We start from the raw sequence: 23,938 nt of genomic DNA on the forward strand, positions 1-23,938 counted from the left end.
TCATGAGCAGCAAGCAAAACCTTGTCCCGGGATTCCAGCAATTCACCCCGCGCACCGGATCCACCATCATTGGCGACCGCCTGCAGTTCTGCGCGGGAGCCGGGGCGGAGACGGTTGCTTCCACACTTATTACGGATCTGGCCGAGCTGCACGGAATTCAAGCGGTACTGTCCGTCAGCGCCCCGGCGGACACTCCAATGCAAGGCGAGGGAACCGACGTCGTACTGAGCATTGACCCGACACTCGCGGACTTTGCCGCGATTGCTGAACCTCTCCGTGCCGAAGCGTACACACTGGAAGTGGGGGAGCGGATCATTCTTACTGCCGCCACCGAGCAGGGGCTCTATTGGGCCAGTCGCAGCTTTTTGCAGCTGATTCAGGCCTCCGGTGATTCCAGGGCGTTAGAGTGTGGAACGGCACTCGATTGGCCGGACTACCCTGTCCGTGGATTCCTCATTGATACCGGGCGTCGCTTCATGGCACCGGAGTTCATTCGGGACTTGATCCGCACCCTGAGCTGGCACAAGCTGAACACCCTCGTCATACATTTGAACGATAACGAGATCGCCAAGGACACGGGACGGAGCTGGGACGAGGCCCAACACGGCTTCCGGCTCCGTGCCGAATCGGGCGAGTTTGCCGCGTTTGCCAGCGCCGACGGGTCCTATTCGCGCCACGATTGGGATTCGTTCGAGGATCTCGCCGCCGCCCACGGAATCACGATCATTGCCGAAATTGATGCCCCGGCACATTCCCGGGCTTTCATCGCCCAGGACCCTGAACTGGGACGCAACAACGGTAATTCGGACATGCTTGACCTCACGGGTGACCACGCCCTGAACTTCATGAAACGGCTCTTTGACGAGTTCCTGCCATGGTTCCGGGGTCCAGTGGTGCACTTTGGTGCGGACGAATATGAGCGGGGCCTGGATGCGGATTTCAAACGCTATTTCAACCAGATGGCCGCCCATCTTCGTGCGGCCGGAAAGTCACCCATGGCGTGGGGATCCATCACCACGATGTCCGCTGGTGCTGGTGCACCGGCTCCCGAAGGATATGACCGCGACGTAGTCATCTGCTCCTGGAACAACGGCTGGTATGGGCCGAAAGAAGCGGTGGCCGATGGGTACCGCATCCTCAACACGAATGACGATTTGCTCTACACCGTGCCGTACGCGGACTACTACTGTGGCGACGGGCTGCGCCTGGAGAAGCTGTGGAGCGACTGGGAACCCCACGTTTTTGGTGGCGATCAGGATCTTCACAAGCAGCACCCGCAGCTCCTGGGATCACTGTCGGCCTGCTGGAATGACCTGGTGCTGCTGGACTACAACGAGCACGACGTTTATCGCATGGTCGCACCGACCTTCCCTTTGCTGGGCCAAAAGATGTGGGGTGGCACGCCTGAGGGCATGAGCTTCAGCGAATTTACCGAACTCGCGGCCCGTGTTGGAGCTTGGCCCGGGCGGGAGTTCGTCCTCTAGGAAGTCCTTCCAAACTGAGCTGGTCATTAAGGATGCGGGGCTGGACGAGTCAGGACGTGCCAGGAGCAGCCATGCTCGAATGGAGCAAGGGCTCCCAGATGCTTGGCTATTTCTTCGACGACCCGAGCATGCGCGCGGCGGAGAGCGACGCACTAACACTCCCGACGAAGGTGGAATCCCCGCCATCAGCTCAAGCCTATGAGGCCCGATTCGAATGTTGACGCACAGTTAATCGTAAGTTCATGACATCGGCCGCACGTGTTAAATTGGCCTTACTACGTTGGCAGGCATGGATAACATTTCACGTAGAGCAATCCTTTCAGCTGGCCTTGGTGCTGGCCTCGTCGCCGCAGTGCCTGGAGCCGCCTTTGCCACTTCCATGGCGGATGACTCCGGTATTCGAAGCAATCCGTTCCTCCTGGGAATCGCTTCCGGCGAGCCGTGGCCGGATGGATTCGTGATCTGGACCCGACTGGCGTTGGATCCGTTGGCCGAAGATGGCTTGGGCGGCATGCCCTCCCGGAAAGTCGCCGTGGCCTGGGAGGTGGCCGAAGACTCCAACATGCGCAAAGTCGTAGCGCGCGGGGTGGAGCAGGCAAGTATCCAAACCGCCCACTCCGTCCATGTTGAGCTGCGCGGGCTGCGCCCGGGGCGCGAGTACTACTACCGCTTCCGCACCGGCCGCCACATCAGTCCCGTTGGCCGCACTCTCACCAGTCCGGCCCGGCATGAAACGCCGTCGTCGTTGGCCATGGCATTCGCCAGCTGCTCACAGTACGAGCACGGCTATTTCACGGCTTACTCGCGACTGGCTCAGGACCACCCGGACCTGGTGCTGCACCTGGGCGACTACATGTACGAATACAAGAAGGGCAGCTACGTGATTGGCGGCGGCAACCCCCGCGACCATCAGGGGCCGGAAACGTCGACGCTGCAGGGGTACCGGCAACGTCACGCACAATACAAGTCCGATGCCGATCTGCAGGCAGCGCACGCAATCGCACCGTGGTTGGTAGTCTGGGACGACCACGAAGTGGATAACAACTGGGCGGATGAGGTTCCCGAGAACAAGGACGCCAATCAGCTCAACGACACCACCGAGCGTTTCCGGCAGCGCCGTACAGCGGCCTTCCAGGCATACTACGAGAACATGCCGCTGCGTCCCTCGTCCGTGCCGGCAGGGTTCGATATGAAGATCTACCGCACCATCAAGTGGGGCCAGCTTGCCAATTTCCACATGATGGATACCCGGCAGTACCGCGACGATCAGCTAGCCGGAGACGGCTGGAAGAAGAACGTCACTGAACGCCTGGCCGAGAACCGAACCATCACCGGGGAGACGCAGGAGAAGTGGCTGCTGGACGGCTTCAAGAACTCCACACAGCGCTGGGACATTTTGGGCCAGCAGGTGTTCTTCGCGGAGCGGGACCGGGACAAGGCTCTCGATATTGACGACGTCTCCATGGACGGCTGGGATGGCTATGCCGCCTCCCGCCGTCGCATCACGGAGGGCTGGGTGGACGCGAACGTTCGCAACGCCGTCGTCCTCACCGGCGATGTACACCGCAACTGGGCCAACGATCTCAAGGTGGATTACAAGGATCCGGCGTCAGCTGTGGTTGGTTCGGAATTGGTGTGCACCTCCATTACCTCCACAGGTGATGGCACGGGGGCAACCACTGATTCGACCATGGCGTGGAACCCGCACCTGAAGTTCTACAACGACAACCGTGGCTACGTGAACACCACAATCACCAAGGACGCGCTCACCGCGGACTTCCGGACCCTTGACTACGTCACGACGCCCGGAGCTCCCGTCAGCACGAAGGCTTCCTTCGTCATTCAGGACGGAATTCGCGGGCTGCAAGCGAAATAAAGGCTGGCATCGAGACCGGAAGGCCGAATCATGGCCTTCCGGTCTTCTATGTTGCTGGGCAATCCGGTGGGCCAGCTGAGCTGGGATGGCTCGTCGTCGGCCATGGACTCGAATTTTGCGGGTCTCACAGATTGGGCGAGGGCCTCATGTCGCGAGCACTGACGATGAATCTCGCGCTGGGTCAACGTGTCCGAGCCGGGCTGGCGCGCTGATACTACCGCTAGGCGGCGAGGCTGATTATCCTCGAACCAGGAGCGGTTCAAGCGACGACGGGATCTAGCTGACCGTGTGCCAAGTGAAAACGCGCTGTGCATCAAGGGAGTAAATACATGAGGCCACTTCGATACTCGATCAACGTCACGCTCGACGGCTGCGCTCATCACGAGGCAGGGCTCCCTCCGGACGAGGAGTCGATGCGCTACTGGACCGCTGTGATGGAGCGAGCCGATGCCCTGTTGTTCGGACGAGTGGCCTACCAGATGATGGAGTCGGCGTGGCACAAGCCGGCCACTGGCACGTGGCCTGACCGGATGGGGGAGTGGCAGATCCCCTTCGCCGAGACCATAGACCGGGCAAAGAAGTACGTCGTGTCGAGCACGCTGAGCGGGGTCGATTGGAACGCCGAGCTGCTGCGAGGCGACGTGGGGCCAGCGGTTCAGCGGCTCAAGAAGGAGTCAGGAGAGGGCCTGTGGGTGGGTGGCGTGAGGCTCCCTCTGGCGTTGGCAGATCTGGGTTTGATTGACGAGTACGAGTTTCTCGTGCAGCCGGTCCTTGCCGGACATGGGCCGACGTTACTTTCCGGTCTGCGAGCGCGCATTCAGCTCGAGCTCGTGGGGCGCCATGAGTTCCGGTCGGGGGTGGTCGCCCTACGATACCGGCCCACGAGCGTAACGGATTGACGTAATTTGTCTTGACTGTTCTTTCGCCTGAGATGAACCCCGCTTGCTTCTCGGCCGCAATGAACACGCATTTTTCCCAGAGCGCACCAGTCTTGGGCTGCAGTCATCGAACCGGCTGCTGTGCGGACCGAGATGCCGTCTTGCTGACGCGAATCGCACACATCTGGCTGGCTCTACAGCGCCTCCAAGGTGACCCCGTGGTTGCGAGGAACTCCCTGCGATTCGAACTTGCACCTCAGGGTGTCTCTGGTACCGGCGTCCATGTCGGCTACGTCGACACGGACAAGGCTGGTCTTGGCGCCCGGTTGAACCGCTCTACCTCGAACTTTGCCGCTCCTAGCTCCGGCGGAAAACGGGCTTCATCTTCTCTGCAGGCATTGTCAGCTGCCCTGCTAACGGCCCCTGACATCAATTCTAATTACACTCATAATTGAGCATGATCGGAAATATTGATGAAAGATGACGAGGCTATGACTGGAGATGCAGACGTGGACCACTTTCACGATGCGGTCACCAGAACAGTCGAGGTCGGAGGAGTTGGCATCGCCTACCGAGAGATCGGCCCCGCCGAGAGTATCCCGCTCGTGGCATTGACACACCTCGGCGCAAACCTAGATAACTGGGACCTACGGATTGTCGGCGCCCTTGCCGTCGGACGCAGGGTCATCCTGCTCGGATAGCAGGGTGTCGGGCGGGATGGTGGCACAAGAAATCGCACACCGCGCCCCGGGTCTAGTTAGCCGTCTAATCCTCGCCAGCAGCGTTCCCCCTTGGCAACGCTTGGGCGTCATCGAACGTCGTTGCTGCTTTCGACAGGTCCGGGCACACAGCCGTCCCGTGCGCGTCAACCTGGTCAACCGCATCAGAGGACCGTGTGGCCTGCAGAGGCAGCGGCAGCTCGTACCGTTTCTGGGGTTGCCGGGCCGCCGGCTGTGAGGGTTGACGTGGACCCGGCTACTAGGGCGACGGCGACCGAATCTGTGCTGGCTACGGCACGGACGGCCTGCTCCACGGTTCGGTAGCGGAAAGCCTGTAGGTCATGTCTTCACCGGTCATCATGGATGAGAAGGGGATCCCGTTCGAACAACTCCAGTTCGAGCAGATCGAAGGCATCACGTCCGGTTTCGGTCCGCAGTCCGTCAGCAGCACGCGTCTGCCTTGCCCTACCGCGACGGCCACTTCACCGCAACACCAACCCTGACTGTGGGGGAAGTCTCCGCCGCTGAAGGGGTATTGCAATTGGCAGACGGCGCCCGGGCAGTCAGACTGAATGCATGCAGACTTACCTCCCATACCCCGACTTTCAGCAGAGTGCCGCCGCTCTGGACACCACAAGGCTTGGCAAACAGCGTGTTGAAGCGTTGCAAATTCTCCGTGCGCTGGTGATTCCGGGATACGGCCGGCAGGAACACCCCGCCGTTCGCATGTGGATGGGACATGTTCCCGCTCTCACCATGTACGCGCTGGCCATGGCGGATGAATGGATCGCGCGCGGCCACCCGGACAACACCCGGGATAGCATCAAGGAGTTCGCCCCGCAGGCCGCCCACCCCGACTATGCGGACAAGATCCCCATGCCGCCATGGCTGGGTGATGCAGATTTTCACGCAAGCCAGCGTTCAAGGCTGATTCAGAAGGACTCGCGCTTCTATGACGCGGTTTTTGCGGACACCCCCACGGATTTGGAATTGCTTTGGCCCGAGCCGCGGAGGGAGATCGTTCCCGAGGACCCTTATGAGGACTTCGTGTGGGTTCTACGAGCGCCGCTAGGTGGCGTTGATCCGGAAAAGATCGACAAGGTCGGAATGCCGGCATGGGGCAAGTCCAAGCCTGAGGATGACAAGAACGACGGCGACGACGGCACCCAAGCTGACGAAAATTCGCGCAGGCCTGTTGCCAAGGGTGCACGCAAGGCGCCCAAGCAACTGACGAAGAAGCCCACTCGCAACCGCAAGCGACAGGACGAGGCTTTCAGGACCGTCCCCGGTAATACTACGGTGCTGATTCCGTTGGAAGACGGTGCCAGGTTTGCCTTGGGTAAGCTTCAAGGCCGCCCGATCACGCTCGATGACGGCCGCTTTGGGCGCACCTTTGAAGTCCAGGAGATCATTGACCGCGCGGACTTCGACTACCCTGCGCTCCTGCAGGATCCGCGGGTCTTCTTCCCGATCCCCGGCCAGTAACGGCCCGGCTTCCTGGCTGCTGCTTCTCCCGTCCGGACGCACTCACCACAACGTTGGTGAGTGCGTCCGTCGTCGTTCTAGATGATTCCCAGAGGGCGAGCGGTTCATGTCGGTCTTCGGCAGCCACGAAACGGACGCAATCGAGCAACCCGTCGTCGCCCAATAGCGTCGGCATCTCTGATGGAAACAGGCAATTTGAATACGGAGGTATTCAAGAAGGATAGAAACTATACTTTACGTATAGTATTGTTTGTTGCATGAGAGAGAACCGCCGAACTGAAATAGTCACCAGCGCCGTCAGGCTGGCTAGAGCCGAAGGGCTCGATGCCGTCACCTACGAGGCCATCGCCCGGAGCCTGAGCATCTCGAAGGCCGGAGTCGTCTATCACTTCCCGCAACGGCGCGATGTGCTGCGAGCGATGGTCGAGCGGACGACATCCGATGTTGCGCTCGTTGTCGAGCAGCGCCACCACGAGACGGGCGAGCCTCGCATGGTCTCGTACGTCACGATGCTACTCGACGGGGTGCTGCCGCTGGAGAGTCCTGCGCTTGCTGGGGCGATCGCCGCCGACGAAGAGCTTGCCCGTGGATGGCGCAAAAACCTGGAGGTCTGGACTGATGAAGTCGTTGCGACAGGAGTTAGTCGCGATGATGTTCTTACCGGATATCTTGCGGCAACGGCCGGGGCATGGACGCAGACCGCTTCCCAGCTCCTTGGAGTGCGTCGCACTATTCTCCGCCTGCTCGGCGCCGACAATCAGGATGTAGCGAAATGACTCGCGTACGACTCTCCGGGGCGCTGTGGGCGCTCGAGATCCTCTTCTTTGTTGCGCATGCCATTGCCCAGGCAGCGTGGACTGTTACGGCGGCGACTTCGGCGAGCAGCTCCATGACGCCAACTTCGTGGCCGACGGACTTCTGTTCCCAGACCGCACGCCCTCGCCTGCCCTGGCGGATGTCAAGGCGGTCTTCTCGCCTGTGCGCCTGGACCTTGCCGGGGCGGGAGCTGGAACCATTCGGGTCGCGAACCGGCATGAGGTCCTTGACCTAGGTGGTTTTCTGCTGAGCTGGCAAGCCGAGTACGACGGCGTCTGCCAGGTCAGAGCCGTCACCTCCCTGCCGCCTGTGGTCGCCGGAGATGCGCTGGAGGTGGCCCTCCCGGAAGAGATAGCTGCTGCGCTCGCCGTAGGCACTGCCATCGTGAGTCTGGCAGTGGTGGTCAGCGATCCGGAAGGGCGTGAGATTGCCAAGAGTGCCGCCGTCGTTCATCGACCGGCAGCGAAGGCGGCTGGGGTCTCGGACGGGGGCACCCAAGGTGAAGCCGATGAGAGGCTCAGCGGAGAGGTGTTGGAACGCGAGCTTCGGGCCTTATTTGGTGAGTTCACCATTGAGCCCCGTCTATGGCGGGCCCCGATCGATAACGACCGGCCATTTTCGTGGCAGCCCAGGGACGATGCTTGGCGGGCTGCTGGGTTGGACAAGATGGAACACACCCGGTCCTTGAACGCTGAAGGAATGCTGATCCATTCTGAGTCGCCGGGACGCGAGTGGGCGCTGCTCACACGTATCACGGCTCGCCACAGTACTAGAGGTCTCGGCGCTGGAGGGAACGGTGCTGGTATCGCAGCTGCCGCGGATTCGCAGGCCGGCAGTAGCCTCCTCGAGCTCTCCATTACCCAGATGTTCACAGGCAACCCACCGGCGCAGCTCCCGCAAATGGGGCTGGATCTGGTTCTCAGCGAAGACTTCTCAGACTTGGAGTGGTTGGGTCAGGGACCTGCTGAAAGCTACCCGGATACGGGTCAAGGCAACACTTTTGGGCGTTTCCGGGCCGGGCTGGAGCAATTATCCACCCCCTACGTTTACCCGCAGGAGAACGGTGCCAGGTCCGGCGTCGAATGGGCTTGCGTGTCTACCCCGGCCGGAAGCACGGCCGAAAGAAGCGTGGCCATGGTTCCGTCGCGGCCAGTGTCTTTGGCCTTGCGTCCTTGGTCTACGGAGGATCTGGCTGTTGCAACGCACGGATTCGAACTCCAGCCGGGTCCATGCCGCTACCTCAGTATCATCCTTGCGTCTTCTGGCGCTGGTACCGCTTCGTGTGGTCCCGGCGTCCTGGACCCCTATATCTTGCCCCCGGATCCACAATCGGTCCGTTTGCAATTATCCACACCCCGCAGAAGTGAAACGAATAAGGAGTAGTTCAAGTATGTCCGACAGCACCGATTCTTCACACGCATTTCCTACAAACAACCTCCGCAACGGCGGCCGCGAAGCTGCGCCCAGTCGTCGGGGAGTTCTGATGGGCTTGGGCGGTGTTGCCGTGTCCCTGGCACTGCCAGCTCAGGCTGCATCAGCTGCTGTGGCAACCGGCAAGAAAGGGCCAGTTGCCGCCAGCACACTCTCCAGGGTTGACCGCGCATTCCTGCGCCACGGATTGATCCACGGCGCATGGGTTCCCGACGATGACAGCGGCCGGTGGCAGCCCAGCACCAGGCAGTAGCTGGATAGTGGCTTCACCACGCCAACGTTTTACGACGCGCCGTTGTGGAACACGGCCTTGATGAACGCGCTGCCGAATTGTACGTGGGCCACCGCCAAGGGCCCGGACGGTTTCCACCTCACCAGCCCGCCTGATCTGTCCAAGCCCATCCTCACAGGTGCCCAGAAAACACGCGCCAAGGATCTGTTTGCCGTATGTTTTGGCGACGAAGAGAACTATAGTCTTGAGCTTCAGGGCTGGTTGGCCGGACTGACCAAAAACCTGCGCAAGGAGGCGCCTGACGCACTGGCACACACCAACCAGTACGCGGGCCAGTGGTCGGATGCTGACACCAGGAACTTCATGGCGGCGGCAGATCCGGACCTGTTGACGTTCGACGAGTACTACTTCTCCATGACCTCTAACTATGCCGGTGGCAGCATCACCAAGCTCTACAACAACGTAGAACGCCTGCGCAGGCTGGCCATGGCTGGTAATGACGGAAGCTTCAAGAGCCCCTTGGGCTTCGGTCAGTACACCATGGGCTTCAAGGCGGGGGATGCTCCTTGGCAAGAAGGCGGCGACTACGTTGTTTCCGAGTCTGAGCAGAACATCATCAGTTACGTCACCTGGGCTATGGGCGGCAAGTGGTTGAACCTCTTCCGTTGGGAAAAGAGTGCCCACGCGACATCCTTGTTGGCGCGGTCCGATGCCGCCGGTAGCTTTACGGTGCAGGCCAATCGCTACGCCGCACTCAACGCACGCATGGCGGCTCTGTCGCCGTACCTGACAAGGCTCCGGAGCAAGTCCATTGCTATTGTCAGTGGGCGCAATGCCGCAGGCGCTAACAGCCAACCATCTGTTCCGCAGTTCTCGGCCGCAGTTGATCCCGGAACAAAACTCGTAGGGCTCTCTGCGAAGAACGTGGGGAGCGCCAATGGAGGGCTCCCCGGCGATGTCTTCTTCGGTTCATTCCGACCCATTCCGGGCATGACTGCTGCCGAGTCTGCCGGAATATACACCAACCCTGAAACCCCGGCATTCATGGTCGTGAACGGCTTGGCCATGCCCAACATTGACAAGACCAACGAGTTCGGTGTGGGCGGTTCAAGCGCGGAAACGGCTCAGATTGTCACTTTGCGGTTTGATCTCGCGGATGGTTCGCTCAAGAAGAACCAGCTGCGCACCGTGGCTGCTGGAAAGGGCAAGGTCAAGCAGGTCAAGCTCGATCACGTGTCTGGGACCATTTATGAAGCTAAGGTCCGTATCGGTGGCGGTCTCGGCGAGCTGTTCTGGTGGGACGTCTAAGTAGCTGAGCCCGACCTTCAAAGGGCCCGCAGTTGTAGCGCGAGCTGCAGCTGCGGGCCCTTGTCGAGGGCGCGTCAAAAATCTGGTTGTGGTTGTGGCGGTTACGGACAGTGTCTGGCGTTACGCCTGGCTGCGGTCGGGTTCTGAGAGCGATTTGAGATCCAGCAGAGTATGGCGTGGTTCGCGGTAGCGGCCTTGGTGATATCAGCCCGCGGGGCAAGTTCGCTGATGATGAGTCCCTTCTTATGAGTCTCTACGCAGGGACGATCATCATTACTCGATAGCGGGAAAGCCTCAGGCTGTGCAGTGACGCGGCGTTCAGTTTGCCCGGGAGACTCCAGAAGACTCCAATCACCTGCGCTGGTAGGGAGATCCGGGTGTCAGTACAGGCGTCGCCGTGGCCTCGTTCATGAAGCAACTTCGCCACTATCAGCACAGCTAGTTAACCGAGGCGCGAGCTGAGTCCATTGAAACAAACGAAACAGGACTCACCTGTGGGTGCTCTCACTGTCGTGGAGCGAGTCCGTGCGGCCACATTAAGCCTGTCCGGGAAAATCCTTGGTCCCGCGGATTTTCTGTCCGCCGGGTGAAGAGCTTAGGCGAAACAGTAAAACCACAGGTCAGAGGCCCTTTTGTGCCCCGGGCCGGCCTCGAACGCGACCGCCCCATTGCACTCGACAGCCGCCGCCGTTGCCGCCGACCTGGTTGGGTGGCGGTCTGCGCCGAGCAGGGACAACCCCTACGCGGCGCAGCTGCTATTTTCCGGCGGCGAGGTCGGCTGAGATCAAGGCGGCACTGCGCAGCAGCTGCGCCCGCACAGTATCCAGAAACGCTTCAGGATCGTCCTGGGCGTTGACGCCCTGTGCCTGCAGGGAGACGTTGACGGCGGCGGTGACGTCGCCGCCAGCGCCGCGCACAGGGGCGGCCATCGACATCAGGCCGATCTCCAGCTCCTGGTCCAGCAGGCACCACCCCCGGTCCCGTACTTCGGACAGAACCTGGCGCAATTCCTGCTCCGAGCCCACGGCTTTTGGCGTCATGGGCTTTATCCGGTGGGCGGCAAAGTACCCGTCAAGCTGGGCGGCAGGCAGGCCGGCCAGCAGCACGCGTCCCATCGAGGTCGCGTGGGCCGGGAACCGGGTGCCCACGGTGATGCCGACACTCATGATGCGCCGGGCGGCGACCCTCGCAACATAGCTGATGTCGCCGCCGTCGAGCACGGCCGCCGACGTCGACTCCCCCAGCAGGGCGGAGAGCGCCTGCAGGTGGGGCTGCGCCAGCTGGGGGAGTGAAAGCGCCGACAGGTAGGAATACCCCAATTGCAGCACCGACGGAGTCAGGGAGAAATTCCGGCCGTCCGAGCGGACGTAGCCCAGCTCCACCAGCGTGTGGAGGAAGCGGCGGGAGGTGGCCCGGCTCAAGTCCGTGCGTTGCGCCACCTCGGCCAGGGTCATGGCCGGATGGTCGGCGTCGAAGGCCCTGATGACGGACAGCCCGCGGGCCAGCGATTGGACATACTGGTCGCTAGGGACAGGCGCGGCGGTCTGTGCCTCGATCATCCCAGGAGGGCCGGTTCGAGGGGCACGGGGATGCGTTCCTGCAGTTCCGCTACCGTGGTGCCGAAGGTTTCGCGCACGCGCACGCCGTCGGGGGTGATGAGGAAGACGGCGTCATTGGTGTAAATGCGCGTGACGCAGCCTACGCCGGTCAGCGGGTAAGTGCAGGCCTCGACAAGTTTTGAGGTGCCGTCCTTGGCGAACAGGCTCATCATGACGTAGACCTCCTTGGCGCCGGTGGCCAGGTCCATGGCACCGCCGACGGCGGGAATCGCGTCAGCTGCGCCGGTGTGCCAGTTCGCGAGGTCGCCGGTCGCGGAAACCTGGAAGGCGCCCAGGACACAGACGTCCAGATGACCCCCGCGCATCATGGCGAAGGAATCGGCATGGTGGAAGTAGGACGCACCGGGCAGTTCCGTGACGGGAATCTTGCCCGCGTTGATTAGGTCCTCGTCGATGTCATCCCCGTGCGCTTCCGGGCCCATGCCGAGCATGCCGTTTTCGGTGTGCAGCGTGACTGCCTGTTCCGGGCGCAGGTAGTTCGAGACCAGGGTGGGCTGGCCAATGCCGAGGTTGACGAAGGAGCCCGCCTTGATGTCGGCGGCCACCAGAGCCGCCAGTTCCTCGCGCCCCAGCCGGGTGCTTTTTTCTTGCGTGCTCATTACTTGACCCCATGTTCTGCCGGTGCCGGCGTGGTGGTGTTGATCTGCACGATCGTGTTGACGTAGATGCCGGGGGTGATGACGTTTTCCGGGTCCAGTTCGCCCGTGGCCACAATGCTACTGACCTGGACGATGCTGGTCTTTGCCGCCGCGGCCATGATGGGGCCGAAGTTGCGTGCGGTCTTGCGGTACACCAGGTTTCCGGCCCGGTCCGCCGTCAGCGCCTTGATCAGCGCGTAGTCGGCGTGGATGGGGGTTTCGTACACGTGTCCGCGGCCCTCGATCATCCGGGTTTCCCGGCCTTCCGCGAGCATCGTGCCGTATCCGGTGGGCGTAAAGAACCCGCCGATCCCAGCCCCCGCGGCCCTGATCCGCTCGGCAAGGTTGCCTTGCGGGACCAATTCCAGTTCGATCTCCCCAGCCCGGTAGGCGGCGTCAAAGTGCCAGGAATCGGACTGCCGCGGGAAGGAGCAGATGATCTTGCGGACCCGGCGTTCCTTGATGAGCAGAGCCAAGCCCGCGTCGGCCTGCCCGGCGTTGTTGTTGACCACGGTCAGGCCCGTGGCGCCGCCGTCGAGCAGGGCATTGATGAGCTCCATGGGCTGCCCGGCGTTGCCGAAGCCGCCGATCAGTACGGTGGAGTTGTCCCGGATGCCGGCGACGGCCTCGGTCGCGGACAGTGCAATGGTAGGCATGTTCTTCCCCTTAGTTCTTTGCCGCGTTGTTGCTGGCAGTGTGGATCTTGGGTGAGGTGACGTTTTCGAGCACAACAGCCAGGCCTTGGCCCACGCCGATGCAGATCGCAGCCACGCCCCAGCGTTCGCCGCTGGCCTGGAGGCTGCGGGCCAGGGTACCCAGCAGTCGGGTGCCGGAGGCGCCCAATGGGTGGCCCATGGCGATGGCGCCGCCGTGTTGGTTCACGATTAGCGGGTCGATGTCCCAGGCATCGATGCAAGCCAGTGACTGGGCGGCAAATGCCTCATTAAGTTCGACGGCGCCCACCTGGTCCCAGCCGATTCCCGCCTTCGCGAGCGCCCGGTTTGCCGCCTCGACGGGCCCGTAGCCGAAGAACTGCGGGTCCACCCCGGCCGCACCACGCCCGGCGATCCGGGCCAGCGGGTTCATCCCCAATATCCCGGCAGCAGCCTCGGAGCCCAACCATGCCGCAGACGCGCCGTCGGATAGCGGCGAGGCGTTCGCCGCCGTCACAGTGCCGCCTGCCACGCCGTCGGCCTCGGGGCGGAATACCGTCTTCAGCCCGGCCAGCTTCGCCGCCGTCGAGCCTGCCCTGATACCCTCATCCCGGCGCAGTTCCGTGCCGGGCATGACGGTGGTCAGGTTGTCGTAGAAGCCGCTGTTCCAGGCCGCATCGGCCAGGGCGTGGGAGTTCGCGGCAAATTCGTCCTGGCGTTCGCGGGTGATGCCATATTGTTCGCGCAGCTGCTCGGTGGCTTCGCCCAGAGACACGGTCCATTCTTTGGGCATAGCCGGGTTGACGAGCCGCCAGCCCAGCGTGGTCGAGGACAAGGCCAGATCCCCGGCCGGGTACGCCCGTTCCGTCTTCGGCAGCACCCACGGTGCCCTGCTCATCGATTCCGCCCCGCCCACCAGCACCAGGTCAGCGTCGCCGACGTTGATCTGGCGCGAGGCGATGATCGCAGCATCAATGGAGGAGCCGCACAGCCGGTTGACGGTGGTGCCGGGAATGGAGGTGGGCAGGCCCGCTAGCAACGTTGCCATACGAGCCAGGTTTCGGTTCTCCTCGCCGGCGCCGTTGGCATTGCCAAACACCACCTCGTCGATCCGCTCCACGTCAAGCTTCGGTGCGCGGGCTACGGACTCCCGGACCACGTGCGCGGCGAGATCATCCGGGCGGACGCCCGCCAATCCGGAGCCAAACTTGCCAAAGGGGGTGCGGACAGCGTCGTAAAGGTACGCATGGTTCATGGGAGTTCGTCCTTTTGTTCGGTGAAGTGGGGCTCGGCGTCGAGCCCGGCGAGGATCGGCTGTGCGGTCTTGAAGGCCGTGTTGGCGGAGGGGACGCCGCAATGGGCGGCGTCTTGGCGGTTCGGGGCGGGGGTTGGGGTCATGGCTGGGTCTGAGCGATCAGGTCTCGGAGCAGCCGGGCAACCTCGGCGGGCGCTTCTGCGGACGCCTGGTGGGCAACGCGCGGGAGGGTCACGAATTTGGCCACCGAATCTGCCGGCCCGTTTGAATTGGCGGCGCGTTGGGTGGCCCCTGCGTTCACTGCCTCCACCATTTCCTGCATCATTTCCGGGGTCGCCACCGAGTCCTCGGCACCGGCTACGGCAAGCAGCGGGACGCGGATCCGTCCCAGGTCGTTCCGGACGTCAAAGCCGGCCAAGGCCCCGCAGCAATGGGCGTAGCTGAACCGGTCCGCGTCGCGCAGGGAGTTCAGTAGCCGGCCGGACAGGGCGGGGTCCCGGTCCATGAAGCCTTCAGCAAACCAGCGCTGAGCGGATCCCGGGATCATGACGGGGGTGCCCAGCGTCCGGACGGTTTCAGCCCTCTCCTCCCAGGCCTGCGGTGTGCCGAGCTTCGGCCCGGAGCATACTACGGAGACGCTGAGGAGGCGGTCCCCATGGTCGATTCCCAAGTGGAGGCCGACGGCGCCACCCAAGGAAACGCCGGCGTAGTGGAAACGCGCGCCGGGAGCGATCGAATCCACGAGCCCGACGACGGACTCCGCCAGTTCGGCCACCGTAAACGGTGCCTGTGATGCGGGGGAGGCTCCATGGCCGGGCAGGTCCCAGGCCACCACGTCCATCTCTGTCCCATCCGCGTCGGCGCCCAGGAGCCTGCCCACTTCTTCCCAGAGCACGGAAGAGGTTCCGAGGGAGCAGCCCACCACCAGCAGCGGCCGGTTTCCCAGCGGGCGCTGTGGCGACAGCAGCACGGCCTTGACGGTGGGTGCGTGCGTTGTCACGACGGTCCCGTTTTCTGTCATGTCATTCATGGCCTGCTCCTTTGAAGTTGACCTCCAGGGCTTGAATGGTTCCTCGCCGGTGGTCGTGTTGGTGACGTAAGTGACGGTACAGCAGAAGTTCGCTCTTTGTACAATAGTTCACATGCCGAACAAATGATGAAGCGGCGGGTCCATTTCGACCCGGCAATTTGGCGCCAGGAGAGGTGGCATGCCTCGCTGTTCGCGCCAGGGGCCAGCCTTCAACGGTTCCCGATGGTTGGAAACTGCGCCAGGGGCTATGGTGGTGGGCCTGTGCGCGGATCCCAGGCAGGCAAGGAGGTCGGGAAGCTCTGCTCGACCGGGTTGCAGTTCCCGGTCCTGGCAACCAGGGGGCCGGGGTCACCGAAGCGAATAGTTCTCCCGTGTTCGACGGCAGGGAAAACCCGACGCGTCCCTCGTTTTCGAGCTGCGCCGTTTACTGCCGGAACTGCTTTGCGCCGCTGCCAGCCACCGGCGGCCCGCGGCGCCAAGCAGTGCCATGGACCGCATTGAGGGACGTCTATGCCAAAGATTCATATCCATAGAATATGAATCCTGCTGAAATGTGTATTTCCCATAAGTAATCTTTGCGTCCTAATCTGGCATGGGAGCGTATCCGTTCCCGGTAACCGAAGGGTGGACGTCGTGGAAGTGCGCCAGATGCGGTACTTCATTGCGGTGGCTGAGGAAAAACACTTCGGCCGTGCGGCTCAACGCCTGCACATGGCGCAGCCCCCGCTCTCCCAGCAGATCAAGGGACTCGAAGAACAATTGGGTACCCAGTTGCTGGTTCGCACCACCCGGAAGGTTGATCTCACAGCGGCCGGCGAATTGCTGCTGGCCCGGGCCCGGCTGCTGCTGGCCGAGATCGAAAAGCTCGAACAAGACGTCAAGCTCGTGGGCCAGGGTGCAAGCGGCGTGCTGCGGATCGGAGTTTCCGGCACCGCAACGTACAGGTTGATGCCCATGATCGTTCAAGCAGCACGGGTCCATATGCCCGGATTGCGCCTGAGCGTTCAGGGGGAGATGCTCACCCCCGAAATGGAAATCGCCTTGGAAGAACAACGTGTGGATGTCGCAGTGTTGCGCCCACCTATCCGTTCAAACCAACTGAGCCTGAAGTTCCTGGAAAAAGACGAACTGGTTGTGGCCCTGCCAGAAGACCATGCACTGGCCTCACGCGGATTGCTCGACCTCACGGACCTCGCCGAGGAACCCTTTATTACCTACCCTGAGACCTCCGCGGTCAATACGATCGCCACAGAGGCCTGCCGCCAGGCGGGTTTCAGCCCCCACGTTGTTCAGGAAACCCAAGAAACCTCGACCCTGCTGTCATTTGTTGCTGCAGGGATGGGTGTGGCATTGGTCCCCACCGCCCGGCGCATGTTCGCGCTGCAGGGCATTGTCTTCCGCCAACTGCGCAACGCGCCCGCGGTCGATCTTGCCGTCGCCTGGAAAACAGATACCGAAACCGCTCTGCTGAAAAAGTTCTTGGACCTCTTTGAGAGTCCAGCCCCCACGGAAGGAAACCCGGCGTGAAGATCCTGCGCATCGAAGCGATCCCCTATTCGATTCCCTATACCCATCCGCTTAAATTCGCCAGCGGCCAGGTCACGGACGCTGAACACGTTCTGGTGCGCATCCACACCGACCAGGGACTCATCGGTGAGGCCGACGCACCACCGCGCCCGTACACCTATGGCGAAACCCAAGCATCGATCGTCACCATCATCGAAAACATCTTTGCCCCGCAAATTATCGGGCTCGACCCCTTCGACCGCGGCAAGATCCACGAAATCATGGCCCGCACCATTCATAACCAAGTGGCCAAGGGTGCGCTGGACATCGCGCTATGGGACTTGATGGGCAAAGCGCTTGGCACCCCGGTGCACAAGCTGCTGGGCGGCTACACCGATTCGATGCGCGTCTCACACATGCTTGGCTTCCGACCGGCCCAAGAATTACTCGATGAAGCACTGCGTTTTGGCGAAGAATACGGGATCACCACCTTCAAGCTAAAGGTGGGGCGCCGCCCGCTGGCCCTGGACATCGAGGCCTGCCACGTACTGCGCGCCGGACTTGGTGAAGATGTAGAACTCTATCTGGATGCCAACCGCGGCTGGAGTGCCAACGAGGCCATGGAGGTCCTGCGCCGCACTGAAGGCCTAGGGTTGACAGCGCTGGAAGAACCCTGCGACGCGAAAGAGGCCATGAGCCGCCGTCGGCTCGTGGAAAAATCCCCGATCCCCATCGTGGGAGACGAATCTGTGCCCACCGCGGGAGACGTTTCGCGCGAACTGCTCTCCGGCGGCTCGAACGCGATCTGCATCAAGACCGCCCGCAGTGGATTCACCGAGGCCACCGAGATCCTGGGATTATGTACCGGACTTGGAGTCGATGTGACCATGGGCAACCAGATCGACACGCAGATTGGATCGTTGGCCACCGTCACCTTTGGCGCCGCTCACGAGGCCACCACGCGCCGTGCCGGTGAGCTGTCCAACTTCTTGGACATGGCTGATGACTTAATGGCCGAACCCATCCGCATCAACGGCGGCCGCATTTCGGTGCGCAACGTGCCCGGTGTTGGCGCTGCCGTCGATGAAGAGAAGCTCGCCCGTTACCGCCAGAACTAGAAATTCCTACCCCAAAGCACTCACAGGAGGCACCATGATATTCCTCGCCCGTATGGACGTATCCTTCCCGGCTCACTTGACCCAGGAGCAGATCGTCGATTTCACAGCTCGCGAGAAGGAGTACTCCGGTGCCCTACAGCGCAGCGGCAAGATGGCCGGCATCTGGCGCATCGTCGGCGAATATGCCAACCACTCGATCTTTGACGTTGAGTCCAACGACGAGCTGCACCAGATTCTCAGTGGTTTCCCGATGTACGCCTACATGAAGATCAAGGTCACGCCGTTGGCCAAGCACCCGAACTCGATCCGTTAGGCGGATCGGCGACATGATCGCCGCCAGAACACAACGCCGGTGGGCCGTGTCATTACGATGCGGCCCATAGTCGTTCCCAGCTCCCTGCGGACCTTGAACTCCACGTCGGATCTGCCGTTGCAGGGGCGCGGCGTCCATTGGGTACCGATAAATATGTTTGCCATATGAATCGAGGTGAAAAAAGTATTTCTCTCTTCTCAATAAGCGGCATACATTGAAGGCATGCAAAGTCGCTGTGACAGCAGTCACTGCACCATGTGATGTCGAAGCAGCGCATCAACACCCCCTCCAACAGGAGAATCGAAGGAGTAACTCGTGAGCACCGAAACCACCGCCAGCGCAGCCGCCTCAGGTAACGCAGCCACCGACCGTTTCCGCCAGTCAGGCAAGACCTCCGCCGTCGTGGCTGACATCGAGCGCGTCAACTTGCTGGCCAGCAAGTTGATCAAGGCTGCCAATGACATCGTCCTCGAAGAGCGCGTGAGCTACGACGAGTTCAACGCCCTCAAGGCATGGCTGATCAAGGTCGGCGAAGACGGCGAATGGCCGTTGTTCATGGACGTGTGGCTCGAGCACTCCGTCGAGGAAGTCGCCACCGACCACCGCGAGGGCAACAAGGGTTCCATCGAGGGCCCGTACTACATCCCTGAGTCCCCGGAGCAGAAGTCCCCGGCCAAGATCTCCATGCGCGACGACGAGAAGGGAACCCCACTGCTCTTCCAGGGCCAAATCCGTTCCACCGATGGTTCGGCACTGTCCAACGCCAAGATCGAACTGTGGCACGCCGACGAAGAGGGCTTCTACTCGCAGTTCGCCCCAAACATCCCGGACTGGAACCTGCGCGGCACCTTCATCGCCGACGCGGACGGCAACTTCCAGATCAGCACCATGCAGCCTGCGCCGTACCAGATCCCAACCGACGGCGCCTGCGGTCAGATGATCGCCGCCGCCGGCTGGCACGCATGGCGTCCGGCCCACCTGCACCTAAAGGTCTCGGCACCGGGCCACGAACTGCTCACCGCCCAGCTGTACTTCCCGGGCGACGTGCACAACGACGACGACATCGCCACCGCGGTGAAGCCGGAACTGCTGCTCGACATCCAACCGGCCACCGACGGTTCCGGCGTGCAGACCACCTACGACTTCGTGCTTGACCCCGAAGCCAAGTAGATTCCTGCACCCACCTCGTCACGGCGGGGCTCTTCGGAAGCCATTCCGAGGGACCCCGCCGTTGCCGTACCACCGCACTTTGCGGGAGGCCACTCGCGGCGTCGCCGCCGAGTAGCCAGACAACACCAAGACCACGTTCGTATGCCGGCAATTCCATGTGAAAGAGAACCAACCATGTCCCAGGAAGCGGTATTGAACTCGGTGGATGCGAGCCAACTGCGGAGGGCATTTGGCCAATTCGCCACCGGTGTCACGGTGGTCACCACACAGGGGACAGACGGCAAGGCGTATGGCGCCATGGTGACGGCATTCGCCGCTGTGTCGGAGGACCCGCCCCTGGCCCAGATAACCTTGACCCGCAGCTCTAAGGCAGCCAAGCACCTGGACGGGTCGTCATTCGCCATCAACGTTCTCTCTGCAGACCAGGTGGAAGTTGCCCGACACTTCTCAGGGCAGCCGAGTGACTGTGAACCCGAGTGTGTCCTCAGCGGAGATGTCCCGGTGCTGGTGGGCAACGCCGCCACGCTGGAATGCCGCGCGTGGAACAACTACGACGGCGGCGACCACATCATCGTGGTTGGCGAAGTTCGCTCGCTGACGGTGGGAGACGCGGACCCGCTACTTTTCCACGAGGGCGCGTTCCACCAAATCGGTGGACGGCTCGGGGACGGGCAGGATGACAGCTGGTTCGCCGGCGCCAAGTTCTTCCAGCCGATTGTCCCGCAGGAACACTGAGCCGCGCAGGAGCTGAACCACTGGGCCTGGACCGGGTGGAAGCCCGTATCTGAACGCGAGCTGTCCCAGCCTGGACTGCAGTCCACCGAACAGCACGAACACTTGCGAGAGGCCCTAGACAGCAACGACGCTGTCTAGGGCCTCTCGCGTGCTTGCCCAATGTCCGAGCCGCACGTGGGGGAGATACGACGGTCCGACACGACGTGCCCGTAACTACCGAACCGGATCTCACCCTGTGTCGCACCGCTGAAGCTCAACCGAGGGCACGAAGAAATGCCGTGTCGTCTGCCGCCACCCGCTCCGGGTATTCCCACAGGACCAGATGCCCCACGTCCGGATAGATCGTCAGGACAGACCCCTCGATGCGTACGGTCAGGACCTCCTTATCCGCCAGTGAAAGCAGGTGGTCGTGGCCGCCTCACAGGATCAGCGTGGATGCATCAATGGTTCCCGATTCTGTGGGCGGCGTGGCTGAGCACAAACCGCCAAGAATGGATTTCCACACGTGCCCGGGCATCCTGGTGCCGTCGTCCACCCGGTCATCGATGAACCATGCGGGAACTTTGTGCAACAGGGGAAACCAGGACAGCGATTGCCTGACCCACGCCACACCGACGGGATCCGTGAGGGCCTGAAAGATCGCGGAGACATCCGCGGCCTGTTCTGCCAACGAGTATCCATCCCAGGGATTGCCCGCGCCTCCCTGGCCACGAAGATCTGGCGCGTAGAACCTGAATCCGGCCAGCAGGGGTGCCACGCGGTCAAAGCTTTCGAATGATTCCCCGTTTCGCATGCAACAACATCAGCGGTTTGGCATCCGGGTCGCCGTCGATCAAACACGGCACCTCGAAGCCAGTGGTGAGCCAGCGTTTCCTGACCTCGGATCCCATGGCTTCAGGCTACGCCGGGGAAACCAGCCTGCATATGCTCAGCGCTCGGTGTCCCGGTACCGGGCGGCAAGCTCGGTGCGCGAGGTCACGCCAAGCTTCGAGTAGATCCGGGTCAGGTGATACTGGACCGTCTTGGAGCCGATGAAAAGCTCCTCGGCGGTCTTCTTGTTGCTGGCCCCCGCACAGACCAGCGAGGCCACCGCCTTTTCCTGGGAGGTGAGCGAGGACCAGTCCGCTGCGTCCCGGCGCGGGACACTGATGCCGGTGGCCTGCAGCTCGCGGTTGCAGCGCTCGATGTAGATCGTTGCGCCCAACTGGGTGTAACCTGCCAGCGCCCTGGTCAGCGGACCGGCGGATTCGCCGCGCTTCCCGGCTCGCCGCAATGACTGCCCGTAGGCATACTCAATATTTGCCCGCAGGACCGGCAGCGTGAGGCCCCGCAACTGGGCCAGTGCGTCTTCGAAGGCATCGCGCGATCCCTCTAGATCACCGTGCGTACCCAGTACCTGCCCGCGCACCACCAGGAAGCGTGCAGTGGTCGAACGGTGCTTCCGCTTGCGGGCTGCGGCCATGAGCGGTTCCATGAATTCCTGGGCCTCGTCGAAGCGTTCCTTGCGTACCAAGGCATCGGCGTACATATCGTGCCACGGCCAGAATCCCGGCTCGTCGATCCCGCGCGATCGGTCCAGCAGCAACAAAGGCTCCAACGCCAGAATGACCTCGTCGTAGTCGGCGCGGGCCCGGGCCGCCGCCGCCCTGGCCATCCGATAGGGCACCTGCATCACCTCGTAGCTGCCGGTCCTGGCCCAGGCCTTGGCCAGATGGGCCTCGACATCCTCGTGCTCGCCGCGCATGGCGTGGATCTGCACCGCGGTGTAGTGCAGCAGTGGGCGAACCAGCTCGATGCCTGACCTTTCCTGCAGTGCGATGCCTGCCCGCACGGTTTCCAGTGCCTGGTCCCAGTCCCCGGCGGAGTATTCAGCCCGGGCCAGCCACGCCCTTGCCCATAGGGCAATCCGGTGGGAGCCTTCGGTGTAGTCAGTGGAACTGGAAATCGTGAGTTCGTGCCGGGCCAGTTCAATCTGGTCCCCGGCCACATGCAGCCAGCCCATGGCCATTTCGGCGCGCTGGCGCTGGGCGCCTGTGGGTAGGGTGGCGAGCATCCGGTCCAGGATCTTCTCGCCCTCGAGACCCCGCCCGAGCATGCCCAGTCCCAGGCCCTGGATGGCCGATGATTCCACGGCGACAGGGCTTCCCTCGTCGGCCAGCTCCAGCGTCCGTTCGGCCCACTCCACGAGCCTGAGCCCATCCAGCCGGCCCAACGAGTCAAGGACCCGGCGCTGGGAAACGGTCGCCATGATCTTGGTTTGCCGTGCGTCCTCGGCGCCCGTCCACGCGCGGGAGAGCCACCGGTCCGCGGTCAGCGCCTGGCCTTGGAGGATGGCAATATACCCGGAGAGCAGGTCGCTCTCGGGGCTGGCTGCCAGGGAAGCCAGTTCCTCGGAATAGGCCAGCGCGAGGGGCAGCTCGCCGGCTGCCACCGTGGCATCGACGGCCTTGAGTAACAGCGGCTCGCGTTGGGCCGCGTTGGTTGCGAGGTGGGCAGCCCGGTGCAGGGCGGCTGCTGCGGAGGACCACTCGCCCTTGCCCGCCTGGTTCTCTGCGAAGAGTTCCAGCTGGTGCGACAGCGCAGGATCGGAAAGCAATGTGGCATCGGCGCGGTGGGCCAGGGCGTCACCCGCGCATTCGTCCAGGGCGGCAGCGGCGGTGTGCAGTGCCAAACGCCGAGATAGGGGAATCAGGTGGTAAACAGCCATGTGCTTGATGTTCCCGGTGAACATCAGGTGGAGGTTTCCGCCGCTGCCGGCCACCTCCACCAGGGTAGAAGCCACGCATTCTTCCACCAGGGGCAACGGTTCGTCGACCTCGGCCAGGGTGACGACCGCATCCAGCCGGGACCCATTGCCCAGGATGGCGGCGGCCTCGATGACGGATCGGGCCTGCGTCGACAGGGCCTGAAGCCGTTCGGCAACTCCTGCAGACACGGCCTGTGGCGCCGGGAACCGATGGTTCAGGTGGTTCCAGGATTCGTCGGGGTTTTCCCGGATCAGTTCCAATGCGGTGTGGATGTTGCCCGCGGTGTAGGTGGTCAGCTGGTCGGCCGCGGCTGCCGAAAGCTCCACGCCGAGCCTGGCAATGGAAATTTCCTTCAGGTCCGCGGCGGTTGGGGGGTCCAGTTCGATGGTGGTGCTGTGCGGTGCCTCAAGGAGTTCACGAGCCCCGGGCGGAAGGAATGCGGCTTCCTCCTGGCGGAGGGTGATGAGGATCAGAACCTGTTCCGTATGGAGCCGTCGCCAGGCATACAGGAGCGCGGCGAGGGACTGGGCATCGGTCCACTGCAGGTTTTCCAGTAGGAGGATTGCGCTGTGTTTGCCTGCGGTTTGGATGAAGGCTAGCAGGCGTTCGGGCAGCGGCGTCTGACTTGCCGCATCGCTTGGGCCAAGCAATTCCTGCAGGGCTGATCCGGGGATGTCCTTTTCCCACCGTGCCCCGGCGGAAATCCAAGAGGCAATGTGTTTGTTGTTATCCATGAAGCGCCGAACCAAGGTGCTTTTTCCGCACCCTGCAGGGCCGCTGACAACCACCAGCTGGGCAGCACCGGCCTCGGCCATATGCAGCAGCCGTCCCAGAAGTGCCATAGTTCGTTGTTGATGCATAGATTCGCCGCAGCCAACCTTTCAAGGAAAAAGATGGGGGCCGCATGAACACCGTTGTTCACGCA

General features: G+C 62.4%; 23 protein-coding genes. 15 read left to right on the plus strand and 8 right to left on the minus strand.

All coding sequences use genetic code 11. The features are described 5' to 3' along the window. Window positions 1-2: 2 nt before the first annotated feature. The 10 genes from AS189_RS09130 to AS189_RS09170 all read left to right on the plus strand — a co-directional run bounded on the left by AS189_RS09130 (window position 3) and on the right by AS189_RS09170 (window position 10,229). On the plus strand, window positions 3-1,484 hold the full coding sequence (locus AS189_RS09130) for a beta-N-acetylhexosaminidase (RefSeq protein WP_062287782.1): 1,482 nt from the start codon (window positions 3-5) through the stop codon (window positions 1,482-1,484). Between the two features lie 289 nt (window positions 1,485-1,773). After that, window positions 1,774-3,360, plus strand: a complete 1,587-nt coding sequence (locus AS189_RS09135; RefSeq protein ID WP_062287786.1) for an alkaline phosphatase D family protein — start codon at window positions 1,774-1,776, stop codon at window positions 3,358-3,360. A 329-nt stretch (window positions 3,361-3,689) separates the two neighbouring features. Then, entirely contained in the window at window positions 3,690-4,259 is a 570-nt protein-coding gene (locus AS189_RS09140; protein ID WP_062287791.1) for a dihydrofolate reductase family protein, read from the plus strand. Window positions 4,260-4,729: 470 nt separating this feature from the next. Continuing rightward, on the plus strand, window positions 4,730-4,939 hold the full coding sequence (locus AS189_RS09145) for a hypothetical protein (RefSeq protein ID WP_129587215.1): 210 nt from the start codon (window positions 4,730-4,732) through the stop codon (window positions 4,937-4,939). Between the two features lie 359 nt (window positions 4,940-5,298). Then, window positions 5,299-5,460: a hypothetical protein gene (locus tag AS189_RS20200; RefSeq protein ID WP_160320805.1), complete on the plus strand. Its 162-nt coding sequence runs from the start codon at window positions 5,299-5,301 to the stop codon at window positions 5,458-5,460. A 73-nt stretch (window positions 5,461-5,533) separates the two neighbouring features. Continuing rightward, window positions 5,534-6,442, plus strand: a complete 909-nt coding sequence (locus tag AS189_RS09150; RefSeq protein WP_062287797.1) for an MSMEG_6728 family protein — start codon at window positions 5,534-5,536, stop codon at window positions 6,440-6,442. A 257-nt stretch (window positions 6,443-6,699) separates the two neighbouring features. Further along, on the plus strand, window positions 6,700-7,218 hold the full coding sequence (locus AS189_RS09155; RefSeq protein ID WP_062287800.1) for a TetR/AcrR family transcriptional regulator: 519 nt from the start codon (window positions 6,700-6,702) through the stop codon (window positions 7,216-7,218). A 76-nt stretch (window positions 7,219-7,294) separates the two neighbouring features. Beyond that, a complete protein-coding gene (locus AS189_RS09160) occupies window positions 7,295-8,641 on the plus strand; it encodes a glycoside hydrolase family 2 TIM barrel-domain containing protein (protein WP_062287802.1) in 1,347 nt (448 codons plus the stop codon). A gap of 7 nt (window positions 8,642-8,648) precedes the next feature. After that, a complete protein-coding gene (locus AS189_RS09165; RefSeq protein ID WP_062287806.1) occupies window positions 8,649-8,942 on the plus strand; it encodes a hypothetical protein in 294 nt (97 codons plus the stop codon). A gap of 60 nt (window positions 8,943-9,002) precedes the next feature. Continuing rightward, window positions 9,003-10,229: a hypothetical protein gene (locus AS189_RS09170; protein WP_062287809.1), complete on the plus strand. Its 1,227-nt coding sequence runs from the start codon at window positions 9,003-9,005 to the stop codon at window positions 10,227-10,229. A gap of 755 nt (window positions 10,230-10,984) precedes the next feature. Here the strand turns inward: AS189_RS09170 and AS189_RS09175 are convergent. From AS189_RS09175 to AS189_RS09195, 6 genes are read right to left on the minus strand one after another with little or no spacing between them, the layout of a single operon-like run. Next, the gene (locus tag AS189_RS09175; protein WP_062287812.1) at window positions 10,985-11,788 is read right to left on the minus strand and encodes an IclR family transcriptional regulator domain-containing protein; all 804 of its coding nucleotides are present in this window, start codon (window positions 11,786-11,788) and stop codon (window positions 10,985-10,987) included. Then, window positions 11,785-12,447, minus strand: coding sequence for a 3-oxoacid CoA-transferase subunit B (locus tag AS189_RS09180; RefSeq protein ID WP_062287814.1), 663 nt, complete (start codon window positions 12,445-12,447; stop codon window positions 11,785-11,787). The genes AS189_RS09175 and AS189_RS09180 overlap by 4 nt, the downstream gene beginning before the upstream one ends. Beyond that, window positions 12,447-13,142: a 3-oxoacid CoA-transferase subunit A gene (locus tag AS189_RS09185; protein WP_062287817.1), complete on the minus strand. Its 696-nt coding sequence runs from the start codon at window positions 13,140-13,142 to the stop codon at window positions 12,447-12,449. Before AS189_RS09185 ends, AS189_RS09180 begins: the two co-directional genes overlap by 1 nt. A 10-nt stretch (window positions 13,143-13,152) precedes the next feature. Then, window positions 13,153-14,394, minus strand: coding sequence for a thiolase family protein (locus AS189_RS09190; RefSeq protein WP_062287819.1), 1,242 nt, complete (start codon window positions 14,392-14,394; stop codon window positions 13,153-13,155). Beyond that, a complete protein-coding gene (locus tag AS189_RS20205) occupies window positions 14,391-14,537 on the minus strand; it encodes a hypothetical protein (RefSeq protein WP_160320806.1) in 147 nt (48 codons plus the stop codon). Before AS189_RS20205 ends, AS189_RS09190 begins: the two co-directional genes overlap by 4 nt. Continuing rightward, window positions 14,534-15,424, minus strand: coding sequence for an alpha/beta fold hydrolase (locus AS189_RS09195; protein WP_237760022.1), 891 nt, complete (start codon window positions 15,422-15,424; stop codon window positions 14,534-14,536). Before AS189_RS09195 ends, AS189_RS20205 begins: the two co-directional genes overlap by 4 nt. A gap of 633 nt (window positions 15,425-16,057) precedes the next feature. Between AS189_RS09195 and AS189_RS09200 the strand changes: the two genes are divergently transcribed. From AS189_RS09200 to AS189_RS09220, 5 genes are all read left to right on the plus strand, one after another. After that, a complete protein-coding gene (locus AS189_RS09200; RefSeq protein ID WP_062293335.1) occupies window positions 16,058-16,951 on the plus strand; it encodes a LysR substrate-binding domain-containing protein in 894 nt (297 codons plus the stop codon). After that, entirely contained in the window at window positions 16,948-18,048 is a 1,101-nt protein-coding gene (locus AS189_RS09205; protein ID WP_062287822.1) for an enolase C-terminal domain-like protein, read from the plus strand. Before AS189_RS09200 ends, AS189_RS09205 begins: the two co-directional genes overlap by 4 nt. 34 nt (window positions 18,049-18,082) lie before the next feature. Beyond that, window positions 18,083-18,361: a muconolactone Delta-isomerase gene (gene catC, locus AS189_RS09210; protein WP_062287823.1), complete on the plus strand. Its 279-nt coding sequence runs from the start codon at window positions 18,083-18,085 to the stop codon at window positions 18,359-18,361. A 315-nt stretch (window positions 18,362-18,676) separates the two neighbouring features. Beyond that, a complete protein-coding gene (catA, locus tag AS189_RS09215) occupies window positions 18,677-19,531 on the plus strand; it encodes a catechol 1,2-dioxygenase (protein ID WP_062287826.1) in 855 nt (284 codons plus the stop codon). A 174-nt stretch (window positions 19,532-19,705) separates the two neighbouring features. Beyond that, window positions 19,706-20,266, plus strand: coding sequence for a flavin reductase family protein (locus AS189_RS09220; RefSeq protein ID WP_062287830.1), 561 nt, complete (start codon window positions 19,706-19,708; stop codon window positions 20,264-20,266). Window positions 20,267-20,684: 418 nt separating this feature from the next. On the opposite strand, the gene AS189_RS20685 is transcribed toward AS189_RS09220, so the two are convergent. Beyond that, window positions 20,685-21,023, minus strand: coding sequence for an alpha/beta fold hydrolase (locus AS189_RS20685; RefSeq protein WP_237760023.1), 339 nt, complete (start codon window positions 21,021-21,023; stop codon window positions 20,685-20,687). A 171-nt stretch (window positions 21,024-21,194) separates the two neighbouring features. After that, on the minus strand, window positions 21,195-23,855 hold the full coding sequence (locus AS189_RS09230; protein WP_062287837.1) for a helix-turn-helix transcriptional regulator: 2,661 nt from the start codon (window positions 23,853-23,855) through the stop codon (window positions 21,195-21,197). Window positions 23,856-23,938 lie beyond the last annotated feature (83 nt).

Source organism: Arthrobacter alpinus (assembly GCF_001445575.1).
GTDB lineage: Bacteria > Actinomycetota > Actinomycetes > Actinomycetales > Micrococcaceae > Specibacter > Specibacter alpinus_C.